This window comes from Pseudomonas sp. MPDS (assembly GCF_013283895.1).
In the GTDB taxonomy this organism is placed as follows: domain Bacteria; phylum Pseudomonadota; class Gammaproteobacteria; order Pseudomonadales; family Pseudomonadaceae; genus Aquipseudomonas; species Aquipseudomonas rhizophila.
Genome location: NZ_CP054128.1, coordinates 130,819 through 157,796, shown reverse-complemented (window position 1 = coordinate 157,796; position 26,978 = coordinate 130,819). Strand labels below are relative to the sequence as shown.

Genomic DNA, 26,978 nt, shown 5'->3' with positions numbered 1-26,978 from the left:
AACCGACTCATACCCATACAGCATCCCACAATGAATAGTCCCCAATTTTCCTGACTAAACCCGCCCGTAGCGGATTCGCCACGATATACCGTGCAACTGCTTGTAAGTCTTCCTCCTTACGAATGGCTCGGTCATGGAATCCCTCCTGCCAAAGCGATCCTTCCCGCTGCATCAATCGATTGAAGGTGACCGTGGTCCGAGACTTCGTTCTCGCCATCAGCTTTGAAAGTCCGATCCCCTGCAACTCGATCAACCAGTGAAAATGGTCCGGCATCACCACCCAGGCCAACGAATGGGCAAATTGCTCTTCCTGAGCCTTGCGAAAGGCATCAACCACCAAGCGTCCTGTCTTGAAGCGGCCAAAAAGCGGCTCGCGGTTGCGCGTATTCACTGTCAGCAAATAGATTTGCCCAGACTGCGAATAGCGCCCGAAACGCAACTGATTGGAGTGAGGCAGTGTCGTCATAAGTGATCCTCCTTGATCTGTCTTTTGTCTCAAGGCTAGGACAGCAGCAACGGATCTGACTTGGAATGTTGGAGCAGGATGTGTCTGGGCAGACGTCATCGCGGGCAAGCCTTGCTCCCACAGATGACACCCCTTAGCGCTTCATTCCGAATACTGCCCTGTGGGAACATAATTCCGAGCACTGCTCTGTGGGAGCAAAGCTTGCTCGCGATGAGGCCGGTTCATTCACCGGAAGTCTCCGATCCTGCCAACGCTTTCAGTGCCGCTTTGCGCTCATCAATCGGCAAACTGCCAAGCTTTTCCACTGCGGCATAAAACGCAACCCAGTCTCCGCCTTCCTGTTGAAACAGCGCCGCAAACGCTGGCACCCACTGGCTATACAACCCGAACGGCAATAGCCGTGCATTGTTCAGCGGCGCATAGACCCAGGCGTCGAAGTATTTGTCGCCCGCCCACTGGGTATCGCGCAGTTGTTCATAGTCGCTGCGCAGGCGCTGGAACTCTTCGGCCTTGCGCTGGCGCATCTGTTCGGCCGGCAGGGGTTGGGTATAGAGCTGTTCCAGCCGCTGACGCGTGTCCAGGACCAGTTGGATGAATTGCTCGCGCTGGCGCATCCGTTTGCCATTGTCCGGCGCCAGCCCGCGACTGGCGCGCCATTGCCGGGTGCCTTGCTGTTCGACGAAGGTGGCAAAGGATTCATTGAATTCGGTGTCGTCCTTTACGTAGAAGCGCTGGTGCGCCAGTTCATGAAAGATCAGCGTCGCCAGGCGTTCGTCGCCCCAGTGCATCATTGAGCTCAGGATCGGGTCGTTGAACCAGCCCAGCGTCGAGTAGGCCTCTACGCCACCAATCGCCACATCCATGCCCCGCAAGCGTTGCAAGGCTGCCTCGCCACGGGCGGCGCCCTGGCTGTAGTAGCCGCGATAGGCCACGCAACCGGCGATGGGGAAACAGTGGTTTTGCGGGGCTAGGGAAAATTCTGGCGTGGCGAAGACATTCCAGACCACGAATGGGCGGCCAATGTCCGCATACAGGCGGTAGCTTTTGTTGTCCGGCAGGTGCAGCTGCGCACTGGCAAACGTTCGTGCCGCACGCGCCTTGGCCAGATGAGCCCGCAATGTGGGATCACGGGCGGGGTCGGCAATCACTTGGTCGATTGGCTCGCGGGCCTGCAACAGCCGTAGCTGTCCACTGGCGAGCTGACTGTAGTAACCCACGCTTGCACAACCGTTGAGTAACAAAAGCAGGAGGCCTGGAAACAAAATCCGGAAAACACGGTCGAGTAACCGATGGCTTGGATGCGGCCTGATCAATTGGAATCACCCTGGGAAAGTCTGCCCACAAGACTATCCCGCCTGCCTGGAGCTTCGCTATGCGCGTATTGATGCTGACGAGTGGCCTGTTGCTGCTGAGCGGTTGCGCCGGTTTGCCCGATCCCGATCCGTCGCAGGCATGGATCGACCTGGGAAGCCATCAGGACACGGCGCTGCAAGCGCTGGAAGTCGATGACAAGACGTCTCTCGACCGACGTTATTTTGAAGTGCAGCCGGGCAGCCATGAGCTGACGGTGCGTTATCAATTTGCCGTCGAGCCCGGCAACATCGGCCCGAATGCCGAGCCACTGTGGCGCGATTGCCGGTTGAATGTGAAGTTCAAGGACTTCAACGCAGGCCAGCGTTATCAGTTGCAGGCTGGCAACATCGGTTTCCGTCCATGGGCCAAGCTCTATGATCAACAGCGAAAAGTCGTGGGCCAAGGCACGCCAGCAGGCTGTCAGCAAAGCTGATCGGCGCTATTCTCATTGTCTGACTTCAGGAAATCATCATGCGCCTACCTCTGCTGCTATTGGCCTTTGTCTCCATGAGCGGCTGTGCAACCAGCCCACCGCCCAAGGTTGATCCGAACATGGCCTGGATCGACTTCGCCACGCCCATGCCGGGCGGCAAGATGCTGATGGCTGAAAGCCTGGATGGCCAACGACTGCAGGACGGACGTTTCTTCCAGGTTTCTCCGGGCAGCCACGAACTGAAAGTGCGTTTCGACTTCGAGGTGCCTGGCGGTGGTGGGCTGGGTATGCAAGCCGAGCCGCAAGAGCGGCTGTGCTACATGCTTGTGCGTTACGACCATTTCGAGGCGGGCCAGCGTTATCGCCTGGAGGGTCGCAATCTGGCGTTTACCCCCAGCGCCCGACTCTATAACGCCAAGCGTGAAATCGTGGCCGAAGAACGGCAGGTCAATTGCGTTCCGTAGGACGGCTTAGCTATCGTTCTTCTGGTAGATGATCTTTTTGGTGCCGTTTTCGCAACTGCCCACGACCATATTTTCATCATGCACTTCATCATTGGTCACGATTTCCAATGTGTAGGAAGGCACGTTATTCGCCTGGATCTTCGCTTCGATTTCAGCTTTCAGTTCTTCACAGGATTTGGGGGCCGCGAGGGCCGACGTGGCCAATGCGCAACTGATGACCGCCAGGGCGAATCGTTTCATGCTCGAATTCCTCATGACAGCGCGCACTGCCTGTGCGCTGAAACTGCAGGTGTGCATTCGACCACAATTGCTGCAGGGTAAACAGATCACAGCCTTCAGCCGCAGTTGAAGGCTGTGATGGGTATCGCATCAGCTCACCAGCGTCGCATCCAGCGTAATCTTGGCGTTCAGCACTTTGGAAACCGGGCAACCTTCCTTGGCCTTGTTGCTCAGCTCTTCGAATTGCTCCTGGCTGGCGCCGGGGATCTTCGCTTTAAGCGTCAGTTTCACTGCCGTAATCGCAAAGCCGCCCTCGACCTGATCGAGGGTGACATCGGCGTTGGTATCGATACTGCTGGCTGTGAGCCCAGCCTCGCCAAGGATCATCGAAAACGCCATGGAGAAGCAGCCCGCATGGGCCGCGCCGATCAGTTCTTCCGGGTTGGTGCCCTTGCCGCCTTCGAAGCGCGCCTTGAAGCCATAGGGGGCTTCGCGCAGCACGCCGGTTTCCGTGGAGATGGAGCCGATGCCGGTTTTCAGGTCACCTTCCCAATGAGCCGATGCTTTCTTGATGATAGCCATGTCTGCCTCCTCAATATCCGGCGCGAGGGTTCGCGCCTGGGTGTTTTTCGTTGTCAGGGTTGTGAGGATAGACCGCCCGATAAAGTTCATCCTGTCGATTAGCCGACCGATTTAGTAGGAAATTTCATGGTAGCTATTGAAACTCGGGTATATGCCCACATTGCATGGAACACACCTATAGAAACGGCAGGCTTTTGCCCGTAGGAAAAGCCCCTCATGCCGTTGGAGATGCCGGCCCATGAAACAGCTGTCCGAAGTGAAGTTCTCGACCCTCGACCTCGTGCCTGTGCGCGCTGATGGCAACGCTGCCCAGTCCTTGCGCAACTCGCTGGACCTGGCGCAGCACGTGGAAAAATACGGCTACACCCGCTTCTGGGTCGCCGAGCACCACAACATGGATGGCATCGCCAGCTCCGCGACGGCGGTACTGCTGGGCTATCTGGCGGGGGGCACTTCGACCATTCGGGTCGGCTCCGGCGGCGTGATGCTGCCCAACCATGCGCCGTTGATCATCGCCGAACAGTTCGGCACGCTCGAAAGCCTCTATCCAGGCCGTATTGATCTTGGCCTGGGGCGCGCCCCCGGGTCCGATCAGATGACTGCCCGGGCGTTGCGTCGCGAGCGCTCCGGTAGCGCGGACGATTTCCCTGAAGACGTGGCCGAACTGATGCGCTACCTCGGCCCACGTACGCCGGATCAACGCATCATCGCCATGCCCGGCACCGGGACCAACGTGCCGGTCTGGCTGCTGGGCTCGAGCCTGTTCAGTGCGCAACTGGCCGGCGAGCGCGGCTTGCCCTACGCCTTCGCTTCCCATTTCGCACCGCGCTACATGCATGAGGCGATCCGTATTTATCGCAATCACTTCAAGCCGTCGGCGGTGCTCGACAAGCCTTACGTGATGCTCGGCGTGCCTTTGGTGGCAGCCGACACGGACGAACAGGCTGATTACCTGGCGACCTCGGTGTATCAGCGGATCCTGGCCCTGATGCGTGGCCAGAGCCTGGTGCAGCGCCCGCCTGTGGAAACCATGAACGGTCTCTGGTTGCCCCATGAGAAAGAGGCGGTTGGTGACTTCCTGGGCCTGGCCATGGTCGGCGGCCCGCAGAAAATTCGCGCCAAGCTCGAAGTGCTGATCGAGCAAACCCAGGCCGATGAATTGATCTTCACCAGCGACCTGTATGAGCATGCTGATCGCCTGCACTCCTATGAGTTGCTGGCGCAGGTCATGAAAGGCTGATCACGCGCATAAAAAAGCCGACGCATGCGTCGGCTTTGACCTTCCTGAAGTATCAGCCCTTCTTGTAGACGATTTCCTTCGTGCCGCCTTCGCAGGAGCCGACGACGTCTCCGTCAGTAGCCGTACCTTTATCGACAATTTCCAGCGTATAACCCGATGCACCTTTGGCATCGATTTTCGCTGCGATCTCGCTTTTCAGCTCCTCGCATGGCTTGCCGGCGGCAAACGCAGTACCCGCAAGGCTCAGCAAACCCAGGGCCAACATCAAATTTTTCATCGCTCGCACTCCTTGGTCGGATCAATAGGGCAGGGATCGAACAGACATGACGCGCTTGCCAGATAGCGCATCGCCATTCCCTATGGCACTCCGCCAGCGTGCAAGTTCACAGCCCGTCAGCTATTGGCAATGCGGAAGCCGACTTTAATGGTCACCTGAAAGTGCGCGGCCCGGCCATTTTCGATGTGTCCACGGGTTTCCGTGACTTCGAACCACTCCAGGTGCTTGAGGCTTTTGCTGGCTTCGGCCAGCGCATTGTTGATGGCGTCTTCGATGCTGGTGGGAGAGGAGCCGACCAGCTCGACTTTTTTGTACGTGTGATGATCACTCATGACGTTCTCCTTGGTTGTCTTTAACAGCCTAGCAGCGAATTTTCGCCTTACGTGTGTCGCCTTTTACCGGGTGAAAGTTCAGATTTACTGCACTTTCAGAAACGGCTGGAGTCCCAATTCACACACGCCACTCAACCACTGCAGGAGAGAGCCACCATGGCCAGCAATTCGTTACGTAAAGCCTCGTTGCAAAGCATGGAAGCGGAGATCGAGAGTCTGCTCAAGTCGTTGGAAAGCCTGAAGGACGACGCTTCGGACGAGTCGCGTAAGACCCTCAAGTCGCTGAAGGCAAACGCCGAAAACGCGCTGAAACATTCCCGGCATCTGCTGAGCGACGCGTATGAAGAGGTCAAGGTGAAAACCCGTGAAACCGGAATCGCCACCCGTGATTACGCTCAGGAGCATCCTTGGACCACCGCTGGCGTCGCGGTCGGGGCCCTGGGTTTGTTGGCGGCTTATTTGCTGTGCAAGCGCGGCGACTGAGTCGGCTGGTTCAGCTCATGCCTGAGCCATTGCGCCAATTGCCGAGCGCGCCCGTCCGCGGCGCGCTTGGGTAGCCACAACGCCAGTCGCGCCGGGGTTTCGTCAAAGCCCCACGGCGCGACCAGGCGCCCGGCGCGCACATCCTCGGCGACCAGCGGTTCGGGTGCGATGGCCACCCCGAGCCCCGCCACGGCCGCCTCCAGCAAGTAATACAAATGCTCGAAACCCTGCCCGAACTTCAGCGCCTTGGGTTCAAGGGCGTTTTGCCGTGCCCAAGTGGGCCACGCCTGGGGACGGGAGGTGGTATGCAGCAGCGCCTCGCCCAGGATTGCACTTGGCGGGGCGTTTTGCAGACGGGCGAAACCGGCGTAATGAGGGCTCATGACCGGGCCGATCCGCTCGCTGACCAGTTCATAGACCTGCATGTCTGCCGGCCACGGCGGTTCTGCGAATACCAGCAACGCGTCAAGCCCCGGTCGCCTCGGGTCCAGGTCGCCTTCGCCAGCGGAGAGATGCAAACGCAGATCCGGCAGGTCGGCGTTGAGCCGGCCCAGGCGAGGAATGAACCAGCGCGCCAGCAGACTACCGGAACAGCCCAATACGAATGGTGCATCTGCCGTGCTTTGCGTCAGCTGCGCACAGACGGTGCGTAATCGCTCGAACGCCTCGGCGCTGGCGTCCCGCAGACGCATGCCCGCGTCTGTGAGTTTAAGGCCGCGCCCCTCCTTGATGAACAGGCTGACGCCCAAGTGTTCTTCCAGCACCTTCAACTGTCGGCTAACCGCACCATGGGTGACATGCAGCTGTTCGGCCGCCTGACTGACGCTGTTCAGGCGGGCAGTGGCTTCGAAGGCGCGCAAGGCGTTGAGCGGAGGAAGGTCATGGCTCATTTTATCTGTGAGTTTTCCTGACAGGTTGCAGCGATCTTATCGGTTTTCAGCGCGAGATGTCAGGGGTAGAGTGAACCTCATTGTCTTTCTACGCATTCGCCTGGAGCGCCCGATGACCCAGCCTACAACCCCTTTCAACCTGCGCAGTGGCCCGGACGCCAACGGTCTGTTCGGTGCATTCGGCGGTCGTTATGTGGCCGAAACCCTGATGCCGCTGATCCTCGATCTGGCCCGCGAATACGAAGCGGCGAAGGAAGATCCGGCGTTCATTGAAGAACTGGCCTACTTCCAGCGTGACTACGTCGGACGCCCAAGCCCGCTGTATTTCGCTGAGCGCCTGACCGAATACTGCGGCGGCGCCAAGATCTACCTCAAGCGCGAAGAGCTGAACCACACTGGCGCGCACAAGATCAACAACTGCATCGGCCAGATCCTGCTGGCGCGGCGCATGGGCAAGAAACGCATCATTGCCGAGACCGGCGCCGGCATGCACGGCGTGGCCACGGCGACCGTGGCCGCACGTTTCGGTCTGGATTGCGTGATCTACATGGGGACCACCGACATCGAGCGCCAGCAGGCCAACGTGTTCCGCATGAAGCTGCTCGGTGCCGAAGTCATCCCGGTGGTCGCCGGCACCGGTACCCTCAAGGATGCTATGAACGAGGCGCTGCGCGACTGGGTGACCAACGTTGACAGCACGTTCTACCTGATCGGCACCGTGGCCGGCCCGCACCCGTACCCGGCCATGGTCCGCGACTTCCAGGCAGTGATTGGCAAGGAAACCCGCGATCAGTTGCAAGCCCAGGAAGGTCGTTTGCCCGACAGCCTGGTGGCGTGCATCGGCGGGGGCTCCAACGCCATGGGCCTGTTCCATCCGTTCCTGGACGACAAGAGCGTGGAAATCATCGGCGTCGAAGCCGCCGGCTACGGTATCGAGACCGGCAAGCATGCTGCCAGCCTGAACGGCGGCGTCCCCGGTGTATTGCACGGCAATCGTACTTTCCTGTTGCAGGACGACGACGGCCAGATCATCGATGCCCATTCGATTTCCGCTGGCCTCGATTACCCGGGTATTGGCCCTGAACACGCCTGGTTGCACGACATTGGTCGAGTCCAGTACACCTCTGTCACCGACGCCGAAGCCCTGGAAGCCTTTCACAAATGCTGTCGCCTGGAGGGAATCATTCCTGCCCTGGAAAGCGCCCATGCCCTGGCTGAAGTGTTCAAGCGTGCCCCGAACCTGCCCAAGGATCACCTGATGGTGGTCAACCTGTCCGGCCGTGGCGACAAAGACATGCAAACCGTAATGCACCACATGGAACAGTCCCAGCAGGAGAAACACTGATGAGCCGCCTGCAAACTCGTTTTGCCGAACTCAAAGAACAGAACCGCGCCGCCCTGGTGACTTTCGTGACCGCTGGCGACCCGGACTACGACACCTCGCTGGCGATCCTCAAGGGCCTGCCGGCGGCGGGTGCTGACGTGATTGAGCTGGGCATGCCGTTCACCGACCCGATGGCCGACGGCCCGGCGATCCAGTTGGCGAACATCCGCGCCTTGGGCGCACAGCAGAATCTGGCGAAAACCCTGCAGATGGTTCGCGAGTTCCGTGAAGACAATAGCGATACGCCGCTGGTGCTGATGGGGTACTTCAATCCGATCCATCGCTACGGCGTGCAGCGTTTCATTGGCGAAGCGCTGGACTCTGGCGTCGACGGGCTGATCGTGGTGGACATGCCACCTGAGCACAACAGTGAGTTGTGCGAGCCGGCCCAGGCCGCCGGTCTGGACTTCATTCGCCTGACCACGCCGACCACCGATGATGTGCGTTTGCCGACCGTGCTCAACGGCAGTTCTGGCTTTGTGTATTACGTCTCGGTGGCCGGCGTGACCGGCGCCGGCGCCGCGACGCTGGAACATGTGGAAGAAGCCGTGACGCGCCTGCGTCGTCACACCGATCTGCCGATCAGCATTGGTTTCGGCATTCGCACGCCGGAACAAGCTGCGGCCATCGCACGGTTGGCCGACGGGGTTGTGGTCGGTTCGGCCCTGATCGACCATATCGCCAGCGCTGAGACGCCGGAGCAGGCGATCGATGGGGTGTTGAGCCTATGTGCTGCCTTGGCTGATGGGGTGCGTAAGGCGCGGATTAGCTGATTGCCTGATTGAGTCTGCCAGTAATAAAAAAGGGGTTCAGAACTCGGTTCTGAACCCCTTTGTGGCTTCAAGGCAACTCCAACCCGCCACCCGCCTTGTGCAGCTTACGCAAATGCTCGCCTATCTCTTTGACGTTAGCCTCACTGGCACTGATTTCTGCCGCGCGGCTTGGCTCAAGCAAGGCCCTGACTTCCTTATCCAAATCCCCTGTCAGTGTTTGAAGCTGTTTCTGACGCAAGCTGCTTTCGGATTCCAGTCGCTGCCATTCGCTGGGCTGCGGCAGCCCGTAACCGCTGCTGCCCAGCAACTCGGCGGGACGGCTCAGGAAACCGCTGTTGGCGAGGATCTGTTGCAGTGTTGCGTTGGCCCTTTCCATGCCGCCGTTCTGCAACTCCCGGGCACCGAGGTAACGCTGTTTGACCTCATCCTGGGCCAATAACAGTTGTCGGCGATAGCTGGCCTGTTCCAGCAGGAGTAACGCCGCGCTGGTGCGCAGGTCGGCCCGTTCAAACCATGGCCGGCGTTCTGCGGCGCTCAGGGCCAGCCAGTCTTCCACGTTTTGTTGCTTGATCGGCAAGTGTTTCTTCAACACCTCGAACATGGCCTGGTACCGCTCGCGGAAAGAGTCGAAGCGGTAACCCAGGCGCAAGGCCTCCTTGGGATCATTGAGCACGCTGGTATCCGCCAGGCCGCGCCCCTTGAGCACTTCCAGCAAACCGTTGGGCATGATGCTGTCCAGCCCCTTGAGCTGCGCATTGTTGCTGCCGCTGCGCAGCAATTTCAGGCTTTCCACCGCGCAGTTGTTGGACAGGAAGTAATAGTTGCCGTCATAGCTCCAGTGCATTTCGGCGGCGTGTTCAACCGTGTCCTCGATTTCGGACCGTGTCAGGTTCAGCGGCACCGAGGCCAGGCTGCGCAGTTCGGTCTTGGTGTATTCATCGATGACCTGGGCCAGCGGCAGTACGAACAGGCGCGACGGGTATTTGCCCACCAGGCCATCCCAGCTCGACAGCTGCACATCGCCCACGAAGGCGCGGTATGACAGCACCAGGTGTTGATCCAGATCCAGCCGGCAATCCGGCCCACGGGGGCGGTCCGGCGCGCAGATCACCAGCCGCAGCATGCTGTGGCCCCAGCGGCTGACCCAGTTCTGGTTGGCTTCGGCCAAGAGGTAATCGATGGCGTAGACCCGCTCTGGATCAACCTTGCCCAGTGGCGTCTTGGCAAAGTCGTTGCCGGCGTTGAGGAACGCGAATGACGGGGCGCAGGTATTCTTGGCGGCGGGGGCCCAGCCAAAGTGTTCCTGATAATAGCGATACAGTGCTGGCCGTCGGCAGGCATAACTCGGGTCCAGGAGAAAGTACTCCATGTTGACCGCGACGAACTCCTTGGGGCTGCTCGTTTCGTAGATGTCCGGGCTGCGGGCGACCTGGCGATTATGCTGTTCCCGTTCACCACGACGGCCGACGTATTGCGGCCAGCCGGCGAGGTCCAGCAAGCGGGGATCATCACTGAGGGTGAAGCGGCGGTCGTTCTGGCCCCGGCATTCATCGGGAAGGCCGATCAGCCCGGCGCTGCTGGTGCGTCGGGTGCAGCGTTGGATCAGCGCGCGTTCGGCGTTTGGCCATAAACGCGAGCGATCATAAATGTGGGTCAGTTCATGCAGGACCGTGGCGAGCATTTCCCGCCGCACGGTGCCGTGGGGCCGATGGGTCTTTTGCGCGGCGGCACTGCCGTCGGTGAGGCTGTCGAGCAGGTTGCGATTGAGGTCCAACTGCGACACCAGCGAGGCCTGGCCGTAGGCGTTGGTGGGCATCCGGTCGGTCCAGCCCACATTGATGCGTCGGTCCAGCTGTTCGATGAATCGCGGCGGCAGGGCCTGCATCGCTTCATCGAGCAGCGCCTGGCTGGCCTGCTGTTGCGCCGGGGTCAGTCCTTCGTCGTTAAGGTGCAGTTGCAGGCCGGCCTGGGCGGTGCTGCTCAAGAGCAGCACGACCCCGGCCGTCAGCCAGACGGCGAACGGCCTCACAATGCGAGGATGGCTTCGGCGAGAACCTGGTCACTGGCGTCGCGGGCTTCCGGTACGCGGGTGCGCAAGGTGTCGAAGGCGGCCTCGAGGTGAGCGCCACGAATTTCCCCGTTACTGGCGACGAAACTGGCCGCATCGTCATGGGCTTCACGAACGATTTTCGAGTCACGGATGGATGTGGTGGTGTCGGAGGTGAAATCGATCGTGCGCTGGGAGGCGCGAACGACGATGTTACTGGTGGCTACCAGGGTTTGTGCCTGGGCCACATCGGCCAACACCAGCAGGCCTAGGGTGGCAGCAATCAGCGGGCTACGCATGGAACGACTCCGAAGAATAAAGATAACTATTGGACGAGAATTGCCTGTGCCAGTTCAAGGTCGCTGACGTGAAGTTTTGGTTGGGTCCGGTGTAGATAATCCAGGGCCGACTCCAGTTGCGCACCTCTCAACTGCCCATCGCTGGCAACGAATGCCGCAGCGTCATCGTGGGCGGCGGCGATCAGTTTATGGTCGAAGGGCGCGGAGGTCACCATGCTCGTGGCATAGCCGCTGATCACGACTTGCTGGGTGGAGACATCGAAAGCATGGGCCGGAACGGACCAGCATAAAGCGCTGAAGAAAAAAGCGAGGGACAGATCTGAGTAGAAACGCATGGGACTCGACTGTTGATGGTGAGTCCGAAGGCTAGCGCAAACCACTGCGCCAGAGCCAGCGCTGAAACATCGGAACACCATTGGCGTCCCGATGTTTCATGTCTGGAATCAGATCACCAGGATGGCTTGGGCCAGCTGTGCGTCGGAGGCGTTCAACTGCGGTGCCTGCTGACGGATGTAATCCAGAGCGCTTTCCAGTTTCACACCACGGATGGCGCCGTTAGTGGCGACGAAACTGGCAGCATCGTCACGAGCGGCCAGGACAATTTTGTCGTCGCGAAACGACGAAGTGATATCGGACGTTGCGTCGGAAGTGGCCTTGAGCGCACCCACGAGGGAGTCGGTGGTGACGATAAAACTACTGGCATTGGAGTGGGCGGCTACGGCCAGCAGGGCGGCGGCGCTGAGCAGACGAAGACGGATCATGATGAAACTCCTTGAATAATGAAGTGGTGCCGGTGCGTGTAGCTGGAAGAGAAGACGCATGCTCGACCCGCTTCGCCACGTTCGTTTCGATATTAGGTCAGAACGAGGTGGATGACAGCTTGGCCATTGGCAATTTCCACGCTTCTACAACAGCTCGATAAAACTGTACTGGTTATTTTCTAACTATTCTTAACTGTGCAGGTGCGTGGTTTTTGGCAAAACCAGGCCTCTGAAACGACAAGACCCGTCGCGGTTTCCCGCGACGGGTCTTGTTTGTTCAATTCGGTGCTGGCGGTGGACCCGATGGGTCAGGGCCAGCGACGCTGAGTTAGCGCCAGAACGGCTTGCTCAGCTCTTCGTAGCGTTGTGCTTCGCTGATACCGGCGTCAGCCAGCAGGCGTGCATCCAGACGGGCCAGTTGGTGGCGGCTGGCGATGCGGCGCTGCCACAACATCAGGTTAGCGATAACGCGAAGAGGCAGGGAAGCCTGGTTTTTTTCAGCTTTGTCTTCGAAGAACAGCTCGGAACTGAGTGTACGTTCCATGGTTGACATCCTTCCGCTTATGGCGGGATTAGGTAGTGGTTTAACTGGTGCCCATGATCCTCTCGTTTGGCCAGTCTCTCTAGATACAGTTCACCTGTAATGTGAGAGACCAGTTAACTGTTAAACGGTGGTGTACTGGTCAATATTGAGGCAACTGTACCTGTGTGCACTATTTTCGTGCGTTTTTGCTGTGAAAGCGGAGATGTGTAGGAGTTTGCTGTAGGAAATCACAGGTACAGTAGTACAGTTTTTGTGGTTTGTGGGCTGAAAGCGATGGCCAGTGAAAACTGTATTTGCTGCCAGGGTGATCCAGCTGTATTAAACCGCCAGCATCTGCCCGGTCTCTTCCAGATTCAGGTGCCAACTCAGTGCATCGCGCAGGATGTGCGGTGTATGTCCGCCCAAGGCGCACGCCGCTTCAAAATACTCGTTCAATGCCTGGCGATAGGACGGATGCACGCAATTGTCGATGACCACCCGCGCCCGCTCCCTTGGCGCCAGGCCACGCAGGTCGGCCAGGCCAATCTCCGTCACCAGGATGTCGACATCGTGCTCGGTATGGTCCACGTGGCTGACCATCGGCACGACACTGGAAATTGCGCCGCCCTTGGCGATCGACTTGGTCACGAAAATCGCCAGATGCGCATTACGCGCAAAGTCCCCCGAGCCGCCTATCCCATTCATCATCCGCGTGCCGCAGACATGGGTGGAGTTGACGTTGCCGTAGAGGTCGAACTCCAGTGCCGTATTGATGGCGATGATGCCAAGGCGGCGTACCACCTCGGGGTGGTTGGAAATTTCCTGGGGGCGCAGGACCAGCTTGTCCTTGTACTTCTCCAGATTGCCGAATACGTCGGCATTGCGCCGGCCCGACAGCGTAATGGAGCTGCCAGAGGCGAAGCTCAGTTTGCCGGCGTCGATCAGGTCGAATGTGGAGTCCTGCAGGACCTCGGAATACATGGTCAAGTCTTCGAATGGGGAGTCGATCAGCCCGCACATCACGGCATTGGCGATGTTGCCGATCCCGGCCTGTAATGGACCGAGTTTATTGGTCATGCGCCCGGCGGCGACTTCCTGTTTGAAGAAGCCGATCAAATGATCGGCAATGGCCTGGGTGTCGCTGTCCGGCGGCATGACTGTCGAAGGCGAATCCGGCTGATTGGTGATGACAATGGCGGCGATTTTTTCCGGCGGTATCGGGATGGCGGTGCTGCCGATACGGTCGTCGACCTTCACCAAGGGAATCGGTGTGCGGGTCGGGCGATAGGTCGGGATATAGATGTCATGCAACCCTTCCAGATCAGGGTTGTGGGCCAGGTTGATTTCAACAATGACCTGCCTGGCGAAAATAGCGAAGCTGGCCGAGTTGCCCACCGAGGTGGTGGGCACGATATGGCCTTGCTCGGTAATGGCCACGGCTTCGATCACTGCAATGTCCGGCAACTTGAGCTGGGCGTTACGCAATTGCTCGACGGTTTCCGACAGGTGCTGGTCGATGAACATCACCTCGCCAGCGTTGATCGCCTTGCGCAACGTGCTGTCGACCTGGAATGGCATGCGCCGGGCCAGTACGCCGGCTTCGGTGAGTTCCTTGTCGAGGTCGTTCCCCAAGCTCGCACCGGTCATCAGGCTGATTTTCAGTGGCGTGACCTTGGCGCGCTCAGCCAGGGCGTGGGGCACTGCTTTCGCTTCTCCGGCGCGGGTGAAACCGCTCATGCCGACGGTCATGCCGTCCTGAATCAGCAAGGCTGCTTCGGCAGCGCTCATCACTTTGTTCAACAACGAAGGCAGGCGGATGCGATCACGGTACATGGGTGGTTATCTCGGGCTGGAAGCTGGATGCGCAGTCTAGTGAATTCGCGCCGTGCCCGACCCGCTACAAAAGTCGCATTTAAGGCGTCTATTACGGGCGTTTCAGGCAAAACATTATTACCGGATCGGTAACGTTCGGCCTTGATACAAATCAAAACGCCCCGACAAGTCGGGGCGTTAGTGGCGAAGCAGTGAGCGTTATTCCACCGCTTTGACCATGTCTTCGATGACCTTCTTGGCGTCACCGAACACCATCATGGTCTTGTCGAGATAGAACAGCTCGTTGTCCAGGCCGGCGTAACCGCTGGCCATCGAGCGCTTGTTGACGATGATGGTCTTGGCCTTGAAGGCTTCGAGGATCGGCATGCCGGCAATCGGCGACTTCGGATCGTTCTTCGCCGCCGGGTTGACCACGTCGTTGGCACCCAGTACCAGCACCACGTCGGCCTGGCCGAACTCGGAGTTGATGTCTTCCATCTCGAACACCTGGTCGTAAGGCACTTCGGCCTCGGCCAGCAATACGTTCATGTGCCCGGGCATACGACCGGCCACTGGGTGGATCGCGTATTTGACGGTCACGCCGTGATGGGTCAGCTTCTCGGTCAGCTCTTTCAGCGCGTGCTGCGCCCGTGCCACCGCCAGGCCATAGCCCGGCACGATGATCACGGTATCGGCGTTGGTCAGCAGGAAGGTGGCGTCGTCAGCCGAGCCGGATTTCACCGGACGGGCTTCTTTGGAGCCTGCCGGGCCAGCGGCATCCGCCGTGTTGCCGAAACCGCCGAGCAGCACGTTGAAGAACGAACGGTTCATCGCCTTGCACATGATGTACGAGAGGATCGCACCGCTGGAACCCACCAGGGAGCCGGCGATGATCAGCATCGAGTTGTTCAGCGAGAAGCCGATACCCGCTGCAGCCCAGCCGGAATAGCTGTTGAGCATCGACACCACCACCGGCATGTCCGCACCGCCGATCGGGATGATGATCAGCACGCCCAGCACAAACGCCAGGGCCAGCATCAGGGCGAATGCCCCGAGGTTGCCGGTGAACATGAACATCAGGCCCAGACCCAGTGTTGCCAGGCCCAGGATCAGGTTGAGCTTGTGCTGGCCGCCAAACTGTACCGGTGCGCCCTGGAACAGGCGGAACTTGTACTTGCCCGACAGCTTGCCGAAGGCGATCACCGAACCGGAGAAGGTGATTGCACCGATGGCGGCGCCAAGGAACAGCTCCAGACGGTTACCGGCCGGAATTGAATCCCCCAGTTGCTTGACGATGCCCAGGGACTGCGGCTCGACCACGGCGGCGATCGCGATAAATACCGCGGCCAGGCCGATCATGCTGTGCATGAACGCCACCAGCTCGGGCATCTTGGTCATCTCGACGCGCTTGGCCATGATCGACCCGGCAGTGCCGCCGACCAGCAGACCGACGATCACATAGCCGATGCCTGCGGTAGCCAGCTCGGCGCCCAACTTATAGATGAGACCCACGGTAGTGAGCACCGCCAGCGCCATGCCGAGCATGCCGAACAGGTTGCCTCGGCGAGATGTAGTGGGGTGCGACAGGCCTTTGAGGGCCTGGATGAAGCAGATCGACGCGATCAGGTAGAGCGTCGTTACCAGGTTCATGCTCATTACTTGGGCGCCTCTTCTTTTACGGCTTTCGGGGCTTTTTTCTTGAACATCTCAAGCATGCGGCGCGTCACCAGAAAGCCACCGAACACGTTCACTGCGGCCAGGGCCACGGCGAGGGTGCCCATGGTCTTGCCCAGCGGGGTCACGGTCAGTGCGGCGGCAAGCATGGCGCCGACGATCACGATGGCCGAAATGGCATTGGTCACCGCCATCAGCGGTGTGTGCAGCGCGGGCGTTACGTTCCAGACCACGTGGTAACCGACATAAATCGCCAGCACAAAGATGATCAGGTTGTAGATACCGGGGGAGATAAGCTCTTCCATTGTCTGAATCCCTGCTTAGGCGTTTTTGCGGATGACTTGGCCGTCGCGGCACATCAGGCACGCGGCGACGATGTCGTCTTCCAGGTTCACGTCGAACTGACCTTCCTTGGTGAAGACCAGCTTCAGGAAGTCCAGCAGGTTACGGGCGTACAGCGCCGAAGCGTCTGCCGCGACTTCGCCGGCCAGGTTGGTCGGACCGCAAATGGTCACGCCATTTTCGATCACCACCTGATCGGCCACGGTCAGCGGGCAGTTACCGCCCTGGGCTGCCGCGAGGTCAATGACCACCGAGCCGGGTTTCATCTGTGCGACGGTTTCGGCACTGAGCAAAGTCGGTGCCTTGCGGCCCGGAATCAATGCGGTGGTGATGACGATGTCAGCCTGCTTGGCGCGCTCGTGCACGGCCTGGGCCTGGCGCTGCATCCAGCTGGCAGGCATGGGCCGGGCGTAGCCGCCAACGCCGACGGCGCATTCACGCTCTTCGTCGGTTTCGTAAGGTACATCGACGAACTTGGCGCCGAGGGATTCGATTTGTTCCTTCACTGCCGGACGCACGTCCGACGCCTCGATCACCGCACCCAGGCGCTTGGCCGTGGCAATCGCCTGCAACCCAGCCACGCCAGCACCGAGAATCAGCACCCGCGCCGCTTTCACGGTACCCGCGGCGGTCATCAGCATCGGCATGAAGCGTGGATAATGGTGGGCGGCCAGCAGCACGGCCTTGTAGCCGGCAATGTTCGCTTGAGACGACAGCACATCCAGGCTCTGGGCACGGGAGGTACGTGGTGCAGCCTCAAGGGCGAAAGCGGTAATGCCGCGTTCGGCCAGCTTGGCAATGGTTTCGTTATTGAACGGATTGAGCATGCCCACCAGAACGGTGCCGCTCTTGATCAGCGTCAGTTCGCTGTCGCTGGGGGCGACCACCTTGAGAATCAGTTCGGCCCCGAAAGCATCACTGGCGCTGCCAATGGTGGCGCCCGCTGCTTCATAGGCACTGTCGATAACGCTGGCCTTGATGCCGGCGCCGCTTTGAACAGTGACCTTATGGCCTTGGCCGATCAGCTTCTTGATGGTTTCCGGGGTTGCAGCAACCCGCGTTTCACCCGTCTGGGTTTCGAGAGGAACACCAATGTGCACGTCAAATCTCCTGCGTGATCTTATTGAGTAAACCCAGGCACTTCGGATGGTGCGGCTGGGGCGGCCGATCAGCACGATCCCGCCGAATCAGGCGGGGCGCGGCATTTTGCAGGCGAAAATTCAGCCCTTCAAGGGATTATGACGGGTGACGGAAAATTAACTACAAGTCACCCTGTGACCGAATGTCGCAATGATCGGCATATATCCCTTGTAGGCTGGGCTTTCCAGGGTTTCAGGCCAAATTTGACGATTTTTCCATTGGCGACGTGAATGAACCCTGATGAGCTGCGTAACGTGGCTCAAAGCCACGTATTTGAACGGTTATGAGACTACGGTACTGATTTCGTAACAGATTGACTGTATGCGACATAAATTTATATCTGTAGCGCTTTTGATTAGCTTACTACCGGAGTCGGATATAGAGTTTTTCCTTGTTAATCAAGGCTGTAGCTACTAGCTTGATTGACCAGCCAATCGCGAAAAGCCCTCAGAGAGGCCGATTCGACCTTTCGTTCGGGGATCATCAGGTAGTAGGCCTTGATGCTCGACAAGGCATTTCGATTGGCAACGACCAATCGTTTCTCGGCCAGCTCGCGCTGGATCAAAAAAGGTGGAATCAAGGCGATTCCCATGTCATGCATCGCCGCTTGGGCAAGCATGGAGAATAGTTCATAACGCGGGCCTGTCAGGTCTCGCGCGATATTGAGGTTTTGTGAGTTGAACCACTGGCGCCACGCATACGGGCGGGTGGTTTGCTGAAGTAGGGGCAGTTCGGCGATGGCTTGCGGTGTCAGGCTGTTCCGGTTGCCCAGTAAGGTAGGGCTGCACACGGGCATCGGGTTTTCTCCCATCAGCTTGTGGGATTCGGTACCGGACCAGTCCGCATCGCCGAAATAAATGGCTGCGTCAAAATCCGTATCCGCAAAGAGAAACGGCCGCGTGCGATTGGTCAGATTGACCGTGACTTCTGGATGCTGCTGTTGGAAGTCCTTGAGGCGCGGTAGCAGCCATTGAGTACCAAACGTCGGAACCACTGCCAGCTCTATCACGTTGGCGCCGGTATGCCCCATCACTGAAAGAGTATCGCGCTCCACGGCGTCCAGTTGAGTGGCAACGCGGCGGCTGTAGGAGAGTCCGGCCTCTGTCAGTTTGACTCCCCGCCGTGAGCGTCGGAACAACTCCACACCGAGGAAGTCCTCCAGGCTGGCGATCTGTCGACAAATAGCACCCTGTGTGAGGGAAAGCTCCTGTGCGGCCTTGGTGAAGCTCTCATGACGTGCGGCGGCCTCGAAGCTGACCAGGGCGGCGGTGCTGGGGATTTTTCTACGCATGTACATCAACCTCACTCGTCAGGGTCGTAAACGGGGTGCAGGGCGTTTACGGAGTGAGAAATTAGCACAAGAGCGTGCGTAATCCTCGTTTGCTCTGATAGGAAAGCGCGCCTAGGATCAATCCACGATTTTTAATCTGATTGGCGAGGATTCTTTCATGGCCGGTAAAGCGAGTTTCAACTGGATTGATCCATTGTTGTTGGACCAGCAACTCACCGAAGAAGAACGCATGATTCGCGACACTGCCGAGCAGTTCGCCCAACAGAAGCTCGCGCCGCGGGTGTTGGAAGCGTTCCGTCATGAAAAAACCGACCCGGCGATTTTTCGTGAGATGGGTGAGGTCGGCTTGTTGGGCGCAACCATTCCTGAACAGTACGGTGGCAGCGGCTTGAACTACGTCAGCTATGGCTTGATCGCTCGTGAAGTGGAACGCGTTGATTCAGGTTATCGCTCGATGATGAGCGTGCAGTCCTCGTTGGTCATGGTGCCGATCAATGAGTTCGGTACCGAAGCTCAAAAGCAGAAGTACCTGCCGAAGCTGGCTTCCGGCGAGTGGATCGGTTGCTTTGGTCTGACAGAGCCGAACCACGGTTCCGACCCGGGAGCGATGATTACCCGTGCGCGCAAAGTGGAAGGCGGCTACAGCCTCACGGGTAGCAAGATGTGGATCACCAACAGTCCGATTGCTGATGTATTTGTCGTCTGGGGTAAGGACGACGCCGGTGACATCCGTGGTTTTGTTCTCGAGAAAGGCTGGAAAGGCCTGAGTGCGCCGGCGATTCACGGCAAGGTCGGTCTGCGCGCTTCGATCACTGGCGAGATCGTCATGGATAACGTCTTCGTTCCAGAAGAAAACATCTTTCCTGATGTGCGTGGGCTGAAAGGGCCTTTTACCTGTCTGAACTCGGCTCGCTATGGCATCTCCTGGGGGGCCTTGGGTGCTGCCGAATTCTGCTGGCACACCGCGCGCCAGTACACCCTGGATCGGCAGCAGTTTGGTCGTCCTTTGGCTGCCACTCAGTTGATCCAGAAAAAACTGGCCGACATGCAGACTGAAATCACCCTTGCCCTGCAAGGATGCCTGCGTCTGGGTCGTATGAAGGATGAGGGTACGGCCGCTGTTGAAATCACATCGATCATGAAGCGCAACTCCTGCGGCAAGTCCCTGGATATTGCTCGCATGGCGCGGGACATGCTGGGTGGCAATGGCATCTCCGATGAGTTCGGCATCGCTCGCCATCTCGTCAACCTGGAAGTGGTGAACACTTACGAAGGTACTCATGACGTTCATGCACTGATCCTGGGGCGTGCGCAAACCGGTATCCAGGCGTTCAATTAATAGGGGGAACGGCATGGGCGCGCTTTCGCATCTGCGGGTACTGGATTTATCGAGGGTGCTGGCCGGGCCGTGGGCTGGTCAGATCCTGGCGGACCTGGGAGCTGAGGTCATCAAGGTCGAGCGGCCGGGTGGTGGCGACGATACGCGCGCCTGGGGACCGCCGTTCCTGAAGGATGCGTCTGGCGAGAATACCACCGAGGCGGCCTATTACTTGTCGGCCAATCGCAACAAGCAATCGGTGACCATCGATTTCACGCACCCCGAGGGGCAAAGGTTGGTGCGGGAGTTGGCGGCCAAGTCCGACATTCTGATTGAGAACTTCAAGGTAGGTGGGCTGGCGGCTTATGGCCTGGACTACGACTCGCTGAAGGCGATCAACCCGCAACTGATCTATTGCTCGATTACCGGGTTTGGTCAAACCGGTCCTTACGCCAAGCGCGCCGGATATGACTTCATGATCCAGGGGTTGGGGGGCTTGATGAGTCTCACCGGCCGGCCTGAAGGTGATGCGGGGGCGGGCCCGGTGAAGGTAGGGGTGGCGCTGACGGATATCCTGACTGGTGTCTATTCGACCGTGGCCATCCTGGCAGCGTTGGCTCACCGCGATCATGCCGGCGGCGGGCAGCATATCGACATGGCCTTGCTGGACGTTCAAGTGGCTTGCCTGGCGAACCAGGCGATGAATTACCTGACCACGGGCAACGCGCCGAAGCGGTTGGGCAACGCTCATCCGAACATAGTGCCTTATCAGGACTTTCCTACGGCTGACGGTGACTTCATCCTTACGGTAGGCAATGACGGTCAGTTCCGAAAGTTCGCCGAGGTCGCGGGTCAGCCGCAGTGGGCTGATGACCCGCGTTTTGCGACAAACAAGTTGCGGGTGGCGAACCGTGCAGTATTGATACCTTTGATTCGCCAGGCGACGGTATTCAAGACCACTGCCGAATGGGTCGCTCAGTTGGAGCAGGCTGGTGTGCCCTGTGGGCCGATCAACGATTTGTCCCAGGTGTTTGCTGATCCTCAGGTCCAGGCGCGTGGGCTGGCGATGGAGTTGCCTCATGCACTGGCGGGTAAAGTGCCGCAGGTTGCCAACCCGATCCGGCTGTCCGAGACCCCGGTGGAATATCGCAATGCGCCTCCTTTATTAGGGGAGCACACGCGGGATGTCCTGCAGCGAGTATTGGGGTTGGATGAGGCGATGGTGACGGGGTTGAGAGAGGCTGGGGTGCTCTGATTCTCTCTTCTATATAGAAGAGGCTTTTTGAGGGGCGCGGTGGCTTTTTCGAATGCCCTGCAACTTATTGATAGAAAAACGAAATTAAGGGTTGACGGCAAATTCTGGAAGTCTATAATTCGCCCCACTTCCGGCGCAGTCGAAACGAAAAACTCCTTGAGTTTCAATGAGTTAAACGATTTTCGGCAGCGCAGGGCTTCAGGTCATCGAAGCTTGGGAAGCAGTTGGTGGGGCGGTTTTCCTGGCTCCGTTAACGATTCGATCTTCTCGATCGAAAGCGGTCAAAAAGAGGTGTTGACAGCAGCGAGTAACGCTGTAGAATTCGCCTCCCGCTAACGAGAGATCGGAAGCGCAAGTGGTTGAAGTTGCAGAGGAAACTTTGAAAACTTCTTAAAATAACCGCTTGACAGATACACTGGGCGCTGTAGAATGCGCGCCTCGGTTGAGACGAAAGGCTCAACCCACCGCTCTTTAACAACTGAATCAAGCAATTCGTGTGGGTGCTTGTGGAGTCAGACTGCTAGTCAACAGATTATCAGCATCACAAGTTACTCCGCGAGAAATCAAAGATGTAACCAACGATTGCTGAGCCAAGTTTAGGGTTTTCTCAAAACCCAAAGATGTTTGAACTGAAGAGTTTGATCATGGCTCAGATTGAACGCTGGCGGCAGGCCTAACACATGCAAGTCGAGCGGTAGAGAGGTGCTTGCACCTCTTGAGAGCGGCGGACGGGTGAGTAAAGCCTAGGAATCTGCCTGGTAGTGGGGGATAACGCTCGGAAACGGACGCTAATACCGCATACGTCCTACGGGAGAAAGCAGGGGACCTTCGGGCCTTGCGCTATCAGATGAGCCTAGGTCGGATTAGCTAGTTGGTGAGGTAATGGCTCACCAAGGCGACGATCCGTAACTGGTCTGAGAGGATGATCAGTCACACTGGAACTGAGACACGGTCCAGACTCCTACGGGAGGCAGCAGTGGGGAATATTGGACAATGGGCGAAAGCCTGATCCAGCCATGCCGCGTGTGTGAAGAAGGTCTTCGGATTGTAAAGCACTTTAAGTTGGGAGGAAGGGCATTAACCTAATACGTTAGTGTTTTGACGTTACCGACAGAATAAGCACCGGCTAACTCTGTGCCAGCAGCCGCGGTAATACAGAGGGTGCAAGCGTTAATCGGAATTACTGGGCGTAAAGCGCGCGTAGGTGGTTCGTTAAGTTGGATGTGAAATCCCCGGGCTCAACCTGGGAACTGCATTCAAAACTGTCGAGCTAGAGTATGGTAGAGGGTGGTGGAATTTCCTGTGTAGCGGTGAAATGCGTAGATATAGGAAGGAACACCAGTGGCGAAGGCGACCACCTGGACTGATACTGACACTGAGGTGCGAAAGCGTGGGGAGCAAACAGGATTAGATACCCTGGTAGTCCACGCCGTAAACGATGTCAACTAGCCGTTGGGAGCCTTGAGCTCTTAGTGGCGCAGCTAACGCATTAAGTTGACCGCCTGGGGAGTACGGCCGCAAGGTTAAAACTCAAATGAATTGACGGGGGCCCGCACAAGCGGTGGAGCATGTGGTTTAATTCGAAGCAACGCGAAGAACCTTACCAGGCCTTGACATCCAATGAACTTTCCAGAGATGGATTGGTGCCTTCGGGAACATTGAGACAGGTGCTGCATGGCTGTCGTCAGCTCGTGTCGTGAGATGTTGGGTTAAGTCCCGTAACGAGCGCAACCCTTGTCCTTAGTTACCAGCACGTAATGGTGGGCACTCTAAGGAGACTGCCGGTGACAAACCGGAGGAAGGTGGGGATGACGTCAAGTCATCATGGCCCTTACGGCCTGGGCTACACACGTGCTACAATGGTCGGTACAGAGGGTTGCCAAGCCGCGAGGTGGAGCTAATCCCACAAAACCGATCGTAGTCCGGATCGCAGTCTGCAACTCGACTGCGTGAAGTCGGAATCGCTAGTAATCGCGAATCAGAATGTCGCGGTGAATACGTTCCCGGGCCTTGTACACACCGCCCGTCACACCATGGGAGTGGGTTGCACCAGAAGTAGCTAGTCTAACCTTCGGGGGGACGGTTACCACGGTGTGATTCATGACTGGGGTGAAGTCGTAACAAGGTAGCCGTAGGGGAACCTGCGGCTGGATCACCTCCTTAATCGACGACCGCAGCTGCTTCATGAGCTCCCACACGAATTGCTTGATTCATTGAAGAAGACGATAGAAGCAGCTTTAAGCTCCAAGCTGATAGCTCAACGCTAACAGTTACGCGCTCGAAATTGGGTCTGTAGCTCAGTTGGTTAGAGCGCACCCCTGATAAGGGTGAGGTCGGCAGTTCGAATCTGCCCAGACCCACCAATTTTGTTATGGGGCCATAGCTCAGCTGGGAGAGCGCCTGCCTTGCACGCAGGAGGTCAGCGGTTCGATCCCGCTTGGCTCCACCATAAACTGCTTCTGAAAGCTTAGAAATGAGCATTCCATCGATGTGATGGTGAATGTTGATTTCTAGTCTTTTGATTAGATCGTTCTTTAAAAATTTGGGTATGTGATAGAAAGATAGACTGAACGTTACTTTCACTGGTAACGGATCAGGCTAAGGTAAAATTTGTGAGTTGCTCTTAGAGCATGCGAATTTTCGGCGAATGTCGTCTTCACAGTATAACCAGATTGCTTGGGGTTATATGGTCAAGTGAAGAAGCGCATACGGTGGATGCCTTGGCAGTCAGAGGCGATGAAAGACGTGGTAGCCTGCGAAAAGCTTCGGGGAGTCGGCAAACAGACTTTGATCCGGAGATGTCTGAATGGGGGAACCCAGCCATCATAAGATGGTTATCTTGTACTGAATACATAGGTGCAAGAGGCGAACCAGGGGAACTGAAACATCTAAGTACCCTGAGGAAAAGAAATCAACCGAGATTCCCTTAGTAGTGGCGAGCGAACGGGGACTAGCCCTTAAGTGGCTTTGAGATTAGCGGAACGCTCTGGAAAGTGCGGCCATAGTGGGTGATAGCCCTGTACGCGAAAATCTCTTAGTCATGAAATCGAGTAGGACGGAGCACGAGAAACTTTGTCTGAATATGGGGGGACCATCCTCCAAGGCTAAATACTACTGACTGACCGATAGTGAACTAGTACCGTGAGGGAAAGGCGAAAAGAACCCCGGAGAGGGGAGTGAAATAGATCCTGAAACCGTATGCGTACAAGCAGTGGGAGCCCACTTTGTTGGGTGACTGCGTACCTTTTGTATAATGGGTCAGCGACTTATTTTCAGTGGCGAGCTTAACCGAATAGGGGAGGCGTAGCGAAAGCGAGTCTTAATAGGGCGTCTAGTCGCTGGGAATAGACCCGAAACCGGGCGATCTATCCATGGGCAGGTTGAAGGTTGGGTAACACTAACTGGAGGACCGAACCGACTACCGTTGAAAAGTTAGCGGATGACCTGTGGATCGGAGTGAAAGGCTAATCAAGCTCGGAGATAGCTGGTTCTCCTCGAAAGCTATTTAGGTAGCGCCTCATGTATCACTGTAGGGGGTAGAGCACTGTTTCGGCTAGGGGGTCATCCCGACTTACCAAACCGATGCAAACTCCGAATACCTACAAGTGCCGAGCATGGGAGACACACGGCGGGTGCTAACGTCCGTCGTGAAAAGGGAAACAACCCAGACCGTCAGCTAAGGTCCCAAAGTTATGGTTAAGTGGGAAACGATGTGGGAAGGCTTAGACAGCTAGGAGGTTGGCTTAGAAGCAGCCACCCTTTAAAGAAAGCGTAATAGCTCACTAGTCGAGTCGGCCTGCGCGGAAGATGTAACGGGGCTCAAACCATACACCGAAGCTACGGGTATCACTTAGGTGATGCGGTAGAGGAGCGTTCTGTAAGCCTGTGAAGGTGAGTTGAGAAGCTTGCTGGAGGTATCAGAAGTGCGAATGCTGACATGAGTAACGACAATGGGTGTGAAAAACACCCACGCCGAAAGACCAAGGTTTCCTGCGCAACGTTAATCGACGCAGGGTTAGTCGGTCCCTAAGGCGAGGCTGAAAAGCGTAGTCGATGGAAAACAGGTTAATATTCCTGTACTTCTGGTTATTGCGATGGAGGGACGGAGAAGGCTAGGCCAGCTTGGCGTTGGTTGTCCAAGTTTAAGGTGGTAGGCTGGAATCTTAGGTAAATCCGGGATTCTAAGGCCGAGAGCTGATGACGAGTTACCCTTTGGGTGACGAAGTGGTTGATGCCATGCTTCCAAGAAAAGCTTCTAAGCTTCAGGTAACCAGGAACCGTACCCCAAACCGACACAGGTGGTTGGGTAGAGAATACCAAGGCGCTTGAGAGAACTCGGGTGAAGGAACTAGGCAAAATGGCACCGTAACTTCGGGAGAAGGTGCGCCGGTGAGGGTGAAGCACTTGCTGCGTAAGCCCACGCCGGTCGAAGATACCAGGCCGCTGCGACTGTTTATTAAAAACACAGCACTCTGCAAACACGAAAGTGGACGTATAGGGTGTGACGCCTGCCCGGTGCCGGAAGGTTAATTGATGGGGTTAGCTAACGCGAAGCTCTTGATCGAAGCCCCGGTAAACGGCGGCCGTAACTATAACGGTCCTAAGGTAGCGAAATTCCTTGTCGGGTAAGTTCCGACCTGCACGAATGGCGTAACGATGGCGGCGCTGTCTCCACCCGAGACTCAGTGAAATTGAAATCGCTGTGAAGATGCAGTGTATCCGCGGCTAGACGGAAAGACCCCGTGAACCTTTACTATAGCTTTGCACTGGACTTTGAATTTGCTTGTGTAGGATAGGTGGGAGGCTTTGAAGCGTGGACGCCAGTTCGCGTGGAGCCATCCTTGAAATACCACCCTGGCAACTTTGAGGTTCTAACTCAGGTCCGTTATCCGGATCGAGGACAGTGTATGGTGGGTAGTTTGACTGGGGCGGTCTCCTCCTAAAGAGTAACGGAGGAGTACGAAGGTGCGCTCAGACCGGTCGGAAATCGGTCGTAGAGTATAAAGGCAAAAGCGCGCTTGACTGCGAGACAGACACGTCGAGCAGGTACGAAAGTAGGTCTTAGTGATCCGGTGGTTCTGTATGGAAGGGCCATCGCTCAACGGATAAAAGGTACTCCGGGGATAACAGGCTGATACCGCCCAAGAGTTCATATCGACGGCGGTGTTTGGCACCTCGATGTCGGCTCATCACATCCTGGGGCTGAAGCCGGTCCCAAGGGTATGGCTGTTCGCCATTTAAAGTGGTACGCGAGCTGGGTTTAGAACGTCGTGAGACAGTTCGGTCCCTATCTGCCGTGGACGTTTGAGATTTGAGAGGGGCTGCTCCTAGTACGAGAGGACCGGAGTGGACGAACCTCTGGTGTTCCGGTTGTCACGCCAGTGGCATTGCCGGGTAGCTATGTTCGGAAAAGATAACCGCTGAAAGCATCTAAGCGGGAAACTTGCCTCAAGATGAGATCTCACTGGGACCTTGAGTCCCCTGAAGGGCCGTCGAAGACTACGACGTTGATAGGTGGGGTGTGTAAGCGCTGTGAGGCGTTGAGCTAACCCATACTAATTGCCCGTGAGGCTTGACCATATAACACCCAAGCAATTTGCTGACCCGATACAGGGCACCA

25 protein-coding genes, 2 tRNA genes and 2 rRNA genes are annotated in these 26,978 nt (G+C 57.5%); 12 read left to right on the top strand and 17 right to left on the bottom strand.

The window, feature by feature from the left end; all coding sequences use genetic code 11:
• Positions 1 to 7: 7 nt before the first annotated feature.
• Together HQ912_RS00645 and HQ912_RS00640 are read right to left on the bottom strand one after the other, a co-directional pair.
• A complete protein-coding gene (locus tag HQ912_RS00645) occupies positions 8 to 466 on the bottom strand; it encodes an REP-associated tyrosine transposase (RefSeq protein WP_047230064.1) in 459 nt (152 codons plus the stop codon).
• 221 nt (positions 467 to 687) lie between these two features.
• Positions 688 to 1,779 carry an aminopeptidase gene (locus HQ912_RS00640; RefSeq protein ID WP_173406334.1) on the bottom strand — a complete coding sequence of 364 codons (1,092 nt, stop codon included), beginning with the start codon at positions 1,777 to 1,779 and terminating at the stop codon, positions 688 to 690.
• A 59-nt stretch (positions 1,780 to 1,838) separates the two neighbouring features.
• Here HQ912_RS00640 and HQ912_RS00635 point away from each other — a divergent pair, with 59 nt between their 5' ends.
• Together HQ912_RS00635 and HQ912_RS00630 are read left to right on the top strand one after the other, a co-directional pair.
• Complete coding sequence (locus HQ912_RS00635; RefSeq protein ID WP_047230066.1) at positions 1,839 to 2,252, top strand: hypothetical protein; 414 nt, start codon at positions 1,839 to 1,841, stop codon at positions 2,250 to 2,252.
• A gap of 38 nt (positions 2,253 to 2,290) precedes the next feature.
• Entirely contained in the window at positions 2,291 to 2,716 is a 426-nt protein-coding gene (locus HQ912_RS00630; protein ID WP_047230067.1) for a hypothetical protein, read from the top strand.
• Between the two features lie 6 nt (positions 2,717 to 2,722).
• Here HQ912_RS00630 and HQ912_RS00625 read toward each other — a convergent pair whose 3' ends face one another.
• Together HQ912_RS00625 and HQ912_RS00620 are read right to left on the bottom strand one after the other, a co-directional pair.
• Entirely contained in the window at positions 2,723 to 2,956 is a 234-nt protein-coding gene (locus HQ912_RS00625) for a DUF1161 domain-containing protein (RefSeq protein WP_092399797.1), read from the bottom strand.
• 129 nt (positions 2,957 to 3,085) lie between these two features.
• Positions 3,086 to 3,517, bottom strand: a complete 432-nt coding sequence (locus tag HQ912_RS00620; RefSeq protein ID WP_047230069.1) for an OsmC family protein — start codon at positions 3,515 to 3,517, stop codon at positions 3,086 to 3,088.
• Positions 3,518 to 3,755: 238 nt separating this feature from the next.
• Between HQ912_RS00620 and HQ912_RS00615 the strand changes: the two genes are divergently transcribed.
• The gene (locus HQ912_RS00615) at positions 3,756 to 4,757 is read left to right on the top strand and encodes an LLM class flavin-dependent oxidoreductase (protein WP_058544936.1); all 1,002 of its coding nucleotides are present in this window, start codon (positions 3,756 to 3,758) and stop codon (positions 4,755 to 4,757) included.
• Between the two features lie 52 nt (positions 4,758 to 4,809).
• Here HQ912_RS00615 and HQ912_RS00610 read toward each other — a convergent pair whose 3' ends face one another.
• Both HQ912_RS00610 and HQ912_RS00605 read right to left on the bottom strand, forming a co-directional pair.
• Positions 4,810 to 5,034, bottom strand: coding sequence for a DUF1161 domain-containing protein (locus tag HQ912_RS00610; protein ID WP_047230071.1), 225 nt, complete (start codon positions 5,032 to 5,034; stop codon positions 4,810 to 4,812).
• A 116-nt stretch (positions 5,035 to 5,150) separates the two neighbouring features.
• Positions 5,151 to 5,366 (bottom strand): dodecin, encoded by a 216-nt coding sequence (locus HQ912_RS00605; protein WP_003177209.1) that lies wholly within the window; start codon positions 5,364 to 5,366, stop codon positions 5,151 to 5,153.
• A 156-nt stretch (positions 5,367 to 5,522) separates the two neighbouring features.
• Between HQ912_RS00605 and HQ912_RS00600 the strand changes: the two genes are divergently transcribed.
• Positions 5,523 to 5,849, top strand: a complete 327-nt coding sequence (locus HQ912_RS00600) for a YqjD family protein (RefSeq protein ID WP_003196426.1) — start codon at positions 5,523 to 5,525, stop codon at positions 5,847 to 5,849.
• On the opposite strand, the gene HQ912_RS00595 is transcribed toward HQ912_RS00600, so the two are convergent.
• Positions 5,822 to 6,739 (bottom strand): LysR family transcriptional regulator, encoded by a 918-nt coding sequence (locus HQ912_RS00595; protein WP_047230072.1) that lies wholly within the window; start codon positions 6,737 to 6,739, stop codon positions 5,822 to 5,824. The genes HQ912_RS00600 and HQ912_RS00595 overlap by 28 nt on opposite strands.
• A 112-nt stretch (positions 6,740 to 6,851) precedes the next feature.
• Between HQ912_RS00595 and trpB the strand changes: the two genes are divergently transcribed.
• Positions 6,852 to 8,084 carry a tryptophan synthase subunit beta gene (trpB, locus tag HQ912_RS00590; RefSeq protein WP_047230073.1) on the top strand — a complete coding sequence of 411 codons (1,233 nt, stop codon included), beginning with the start codon at positions 6,852 to 6,854 and terminating at the stop codon, positions 8,082 to 8,084.
• The gene (gene trpA / locus HQ912_RS00585) at positions 8,084 to 8,896 is read left to right on the top strand and encodes a tryptophan synthase subunit alpha (protein ID WP_047230074.1); all 813 of its coding nucleotides are present in this window, start codon (positions 8,084 to 8,086) and stop codon (positions 8,894 to 8,896) included. Before trpB ends, trpA begins: the two co-directional genes overlap by 1 nt.
• 67 nt (positions 8,897 to 8,963) lie before the next feature.
• Here the strand turns inward: trpA and HQ912_RS00580 are convergent, their stop codons facing one another.
• The 10 genes from HQ912_RS00580 to HQ912_RS00535 form a co-directional block, all read right to left on the bottom strand.
• Positions 8,964 to 10,925, bottom strand: coding sequence for a DUF4105 domain-containing protein (locus HQ912_RS00580; RefSeq protein ID WP_173406333.1), 1,962 nt, complete (start codon positions 10,923 to 10,925; stop codon positions 8,964 to 8,966).
• Positions 10,922 to 11,242 (bottom strand): DUF2388 domain-containing protein, encoded by a 321-nt coding sequence (locus tag HQ912_RS00575; protein WP_047230076.1) that lies wholly within the window; start codon positions 11,240 to 11,242, stop codon positions 10,922 to 10,924. The genes HQ912_RS00580 and HQ912_RS00575 overlap by 4 nt, the downstream gene beginning before the upstream one ends.
• A gap of 26 nt (positions 11,243 to 11,268) precedes the next feature.
• Positions 11,269 to 11,577, bottom strand: a complete 309-nt coding sequence (locus tag HQ912_RS00570; RefSeq protein WP_047230077.1) for a DUF2388 domain-containing protein — start codon at positions 11,575 to 11,577, stop codon at positions 11,269 to 11,271.
• 108 nt (positions 11,578 to 11,685) lie between these two features.
• Positions 11,686 to 12,003, bottom strand: coding sequence for a DUF2388 domain-containing protein (locus tag HQ912_RS00565; RefSeq protein ID WP_139048752.1), 318 nt, complete (start codon positions 12,001 to 12,003; stop codon positions 11,686 to 11,688).
• A 328-nt stretch (positions 12,004 to 12,331) separates the two neighbouring features.
• Positions 12,332 to 12,547, bottom strand: a complete 216-nt coding sequence (locus tag HQ912_RS00560; protein ID WP_047230079.1) for a DUF1127 domain-containing protein — start codon at positions 12,545 to 12,547, stop codon at positions 12,332 to 12,334.
• Positions 12,548 to 12,865: 318 nt separating this feature from the next.
• Complete coding sequence (locus HQ912_RS00555; protein ID WP_047230080.1) at positions 12,866 to 14,359, bottom strand: acetyl-CoA hydrolase/transferase family protein; 1,494 nt, start codon at positions 14,357 to 14,359, stop codon at positions 12,866 to 12,868.
• Positions 14,360 to 14,557: 198 nt separating this feature from the next.
• Positions 14,558 to 15,994: an NAD(P)(+) transhydrogenase (Re/Si-specific) subunit beta gene (locus HQ912_RS00550; RefSeq protein WP_047230081.1), complete on the bottom strand. Its 1,437-nt coding sequence runs from the start codon at positions 15,992 to 15,994 to the stop codon at positions 14,558 to 14,560.
• A complete protein-coding gene (locus HQ912_RS00545; protein ID WP_003187010.1) occupies positions 15,994 to 16,317 on the bottom strand; it encodes an NAD(P) transhydrogenase subunit alpha in 324 nt (107 codons plus the stop codon). Before HQ912_RS00545 ends, HQ912_RS00550 begins: the two co-directional genes overlap by 1 nt.
• 15 nt (positions 16,318 to 16,332) lie before the next feature.
• A complete protein-coding gene (locus HQ912_RS00540) occupies positions 16,333 to 17,454 on the bottom strand; it encodes a Re/Si-specific NAD(P)(+) transhydrogenase subunit alpha (RefSeq protein WP_047230082.1) in 1,122 nt (373 codons plus the stop codon).
• Between the two features lie 434 nt (positions 17,455 to 17,888).
• Complete coding sequence (locus HQ912_RS00535) at positions 17,889 to 18,785, bottom strand: LysR family transcriptional regulator (RefSeq protein ID WP_047230087.1); 897 nt, start codon at positions 18,783 to 18,785, stop codon at positions 17,889 to 17,891.
• Positions 18,786 to 18,942: 157 nt separating this feature from the next.
• On the opposite strand from HQ912_RS00535, the gene HQ912_RS00530 reads away from it, so the two are divergent.
• The 6 genes from HQ912_RS00530 to HQ912_RS00505 all read left to right on the top strand — a co-directional run bounded on the left by HQ912_RS00530 (position 18,943) and on the right by HQ912_RS00505 (position 26,938).
• Complete coding sequence (locus tag HQ912_RS00530; protein ID WP_173406332.1) at positions 18,943 to 20,124, top strand: acyl-CoA dehydrogenase; 1,182 nt, start codon at positions 18,943 to 18,945, stop codon at positions 20,122 to 20,124.
• A 13-nt stretch (positions 20,125 to 20,137) separates the two neighbouring features.
• On the top strand, positions 20,138 to 21,358 hold the full coding sequence (locus HQ912_RS00525) for a CaiB/BaiF CoA transferase family protein (RefSeq protein ID WP_076383120.1): 1,221 nt from the start codon (positions 20,138 to 20,140) through the stop codon (positions 21,356 to 21,358).
• Positions 21,359 to 21,984: 626 nt separating this feature from the next.
• Positions 21,985 to 23,521: ribosomal RNA gene (locus tag HQ912_RS00520) — 16S ribosomal RNA — on the top strand.
• Positions 23,522 to 23,644: 123 nt separating this feature from the next.
• Positions 23,645 to 23,721, top strand: a tRNA-Ile gene (locus HQ912_RS00515).
• Positions 23,722 to 23,731: 10 nt separating this feature from the next.
• A tRNA-Ala gene (locus HQ912_RS00510) sits at positions 23,732 to 23,807 on the top strand.
• Positions 23,808 to 24,046: 239 nt separating this feature from the next.
• Positions 24,047 to 26,938 (top strand): 23S ribosomal RNA (locus HQ912_RS00505).
• The 16S and 23S rRNA genes sit together here with 2 tRNA genes alongside, the layout of an rRNA operon.
• Positions 26,939 to 26,978: the final 40 nt, after the last annotated feature.

Coding starts and splice junctions, on each gene's coding strand:
- HQ912_RS00645 (WP_047230064.1), bottom strand. CDS start 466: ATGACGACACTGCCTCACTCCAATCAGTTGCGTTTCGGGCGCTATTCG.
- HQ912_RS00635 (WP_047230066.1), top strand. CDS start 1,839: ATGCGCGTATTGATGCTGACGAGTGGCCTGTTGCTGCTGAGCGGTTGC.
- HQ912_RS00630 (WP_047230067.1), top strand. CDS start 2,291: ATGCGCCTACCTCTGCTGCTATTGGCCTTTGTCTCCATGAGCGGCTGT.
- HQ912_RS00625 (WP_092399797.1), bottom strand. CDS start 2,956: ATGAAACGATTCGCCCTGGCGGTCATCAGTTGCGCATTGGCCACGTCG.
- HQ912_RS00620 (WP_047230069.1), bottom strand. CDS start 3,517: ATGGCTATCATCAAGAAAGCATCGGCTCATTGGGAAGGTGACCTGAAA.
- HQ912_RS00615 (WP_058544936.1), top strand. CDS start 3,756: ATGAAACAGCTGTCCGAAGTGAAGTTCTCGACCCTCGACCTCGTGCCT.
- HQ912_RS00610 (WP_047230071.1), bottom strand. CDS start 5,034: ATGAAAAATTTGATGTTGGCCCTGGGTTTGCTGAGCCTTGCGGGTACT.
- HQ912_RS00605 (WP_003177209.1), bottom strand. CDS start 5,366: ATGAGTGATCATCACACGTACAAAAAAGTCGAGCTGGTCGGCTCCTCT.
- HQ912_RS00600 (WP_003196426.1), top strand. CDS start 5,523: ATGGCCAGCAATTCGTTACGTAAAGCCTCGTTGCAAAGCATGGAAGCG.
- HQ912_RS00595 (WP_047230072.1), bottom strand. CDS start 6,739: ATGAGCCATGACCTTCCTCCGCTCAACGCCTTGCGCGCCTTCGAAGCC.
- trpB (WP_047230073.1), top strand. CDS start 6,852: ATGACCCAGCCTACAACCCCTTTCAACCTGCGCAGTGGCCCGGACGCC.
- trpA (WP_047230074.1), top strand. CDS start 8,084: ATGAGCCGCCTGCAAACTCGTTTTGCCGAACTCAAAGAACAGAACCGC.
- HQ912_RS00575 (WP_047230076.1), bottom strand. CDS start 11,242: ATGCGTAGCCCGCTGATTGCTGCCACCCTAGGCCTGCTGGTGTTGGCC.
- HQ912_RS00570 (WP_047230077.1), bottom strand. CDS start 11,577: ATGCGTTTCTACTCAGATCTGTCCCTCGCTTTTTTCTTCAGCGCTTTA.
- HQ912_RS00565 (WP_139048752.1), bottom strand. CDS start 12,003: ATGATCCGTCTTCGTCTGCTCAGCGCCGCCGCCCTGCTGGCCGTAGCC.
- HQ912_RS00560 (WP_047230079.1), bottom strand. CDS start 12,547: ATGGAACGTACACTCAGTTCCGAGCTGTTCTTCGAAGACAAAGCTGAA.
- HQ912_RS00555 (WP_047230080.1), bottom strand. CDS start 14,359: ATGTACCGTGATCGCATCCGCCTGCCTTCGTTGTTGAACAAAGTGATG.
- HQ912_RS00550 (WP_047230081.1), bottom strand. CDS start 15,994: ATGAGCATGAACCTGGTAACGACGCTCTACCTGATCGCGTCGATCTGC.
- HQ912_RS00545 (WP_003187010.1), bottom strand. CDS start 16,317: ATGGAAGAGCTTATCTCCCCCGGTATCTACAACCTGATCATCTTTGTG.
- HQ912_RS00535 (WP_047230087.1), bottom strand. CDS start 18,785: ATGCGTAGAAAAATCCCCAGCACCGCCGCCCTGGTCAGCTTCGAGGCC.
- HQ912_RS00530 (WP_173406332.1), top strand. CDS start 18,943: ATGGCCGGTAAAGCGAGTTTCAACTGGATTGATCCATTGTTGTTGGAC.
- HQ912_RS00525 (WP_076383120.1), top strand. CDS start 20,138: ATGGGCGCGCTTTCGCATCTGCGGGTACTGGATTTATCGAGGGTGCTG.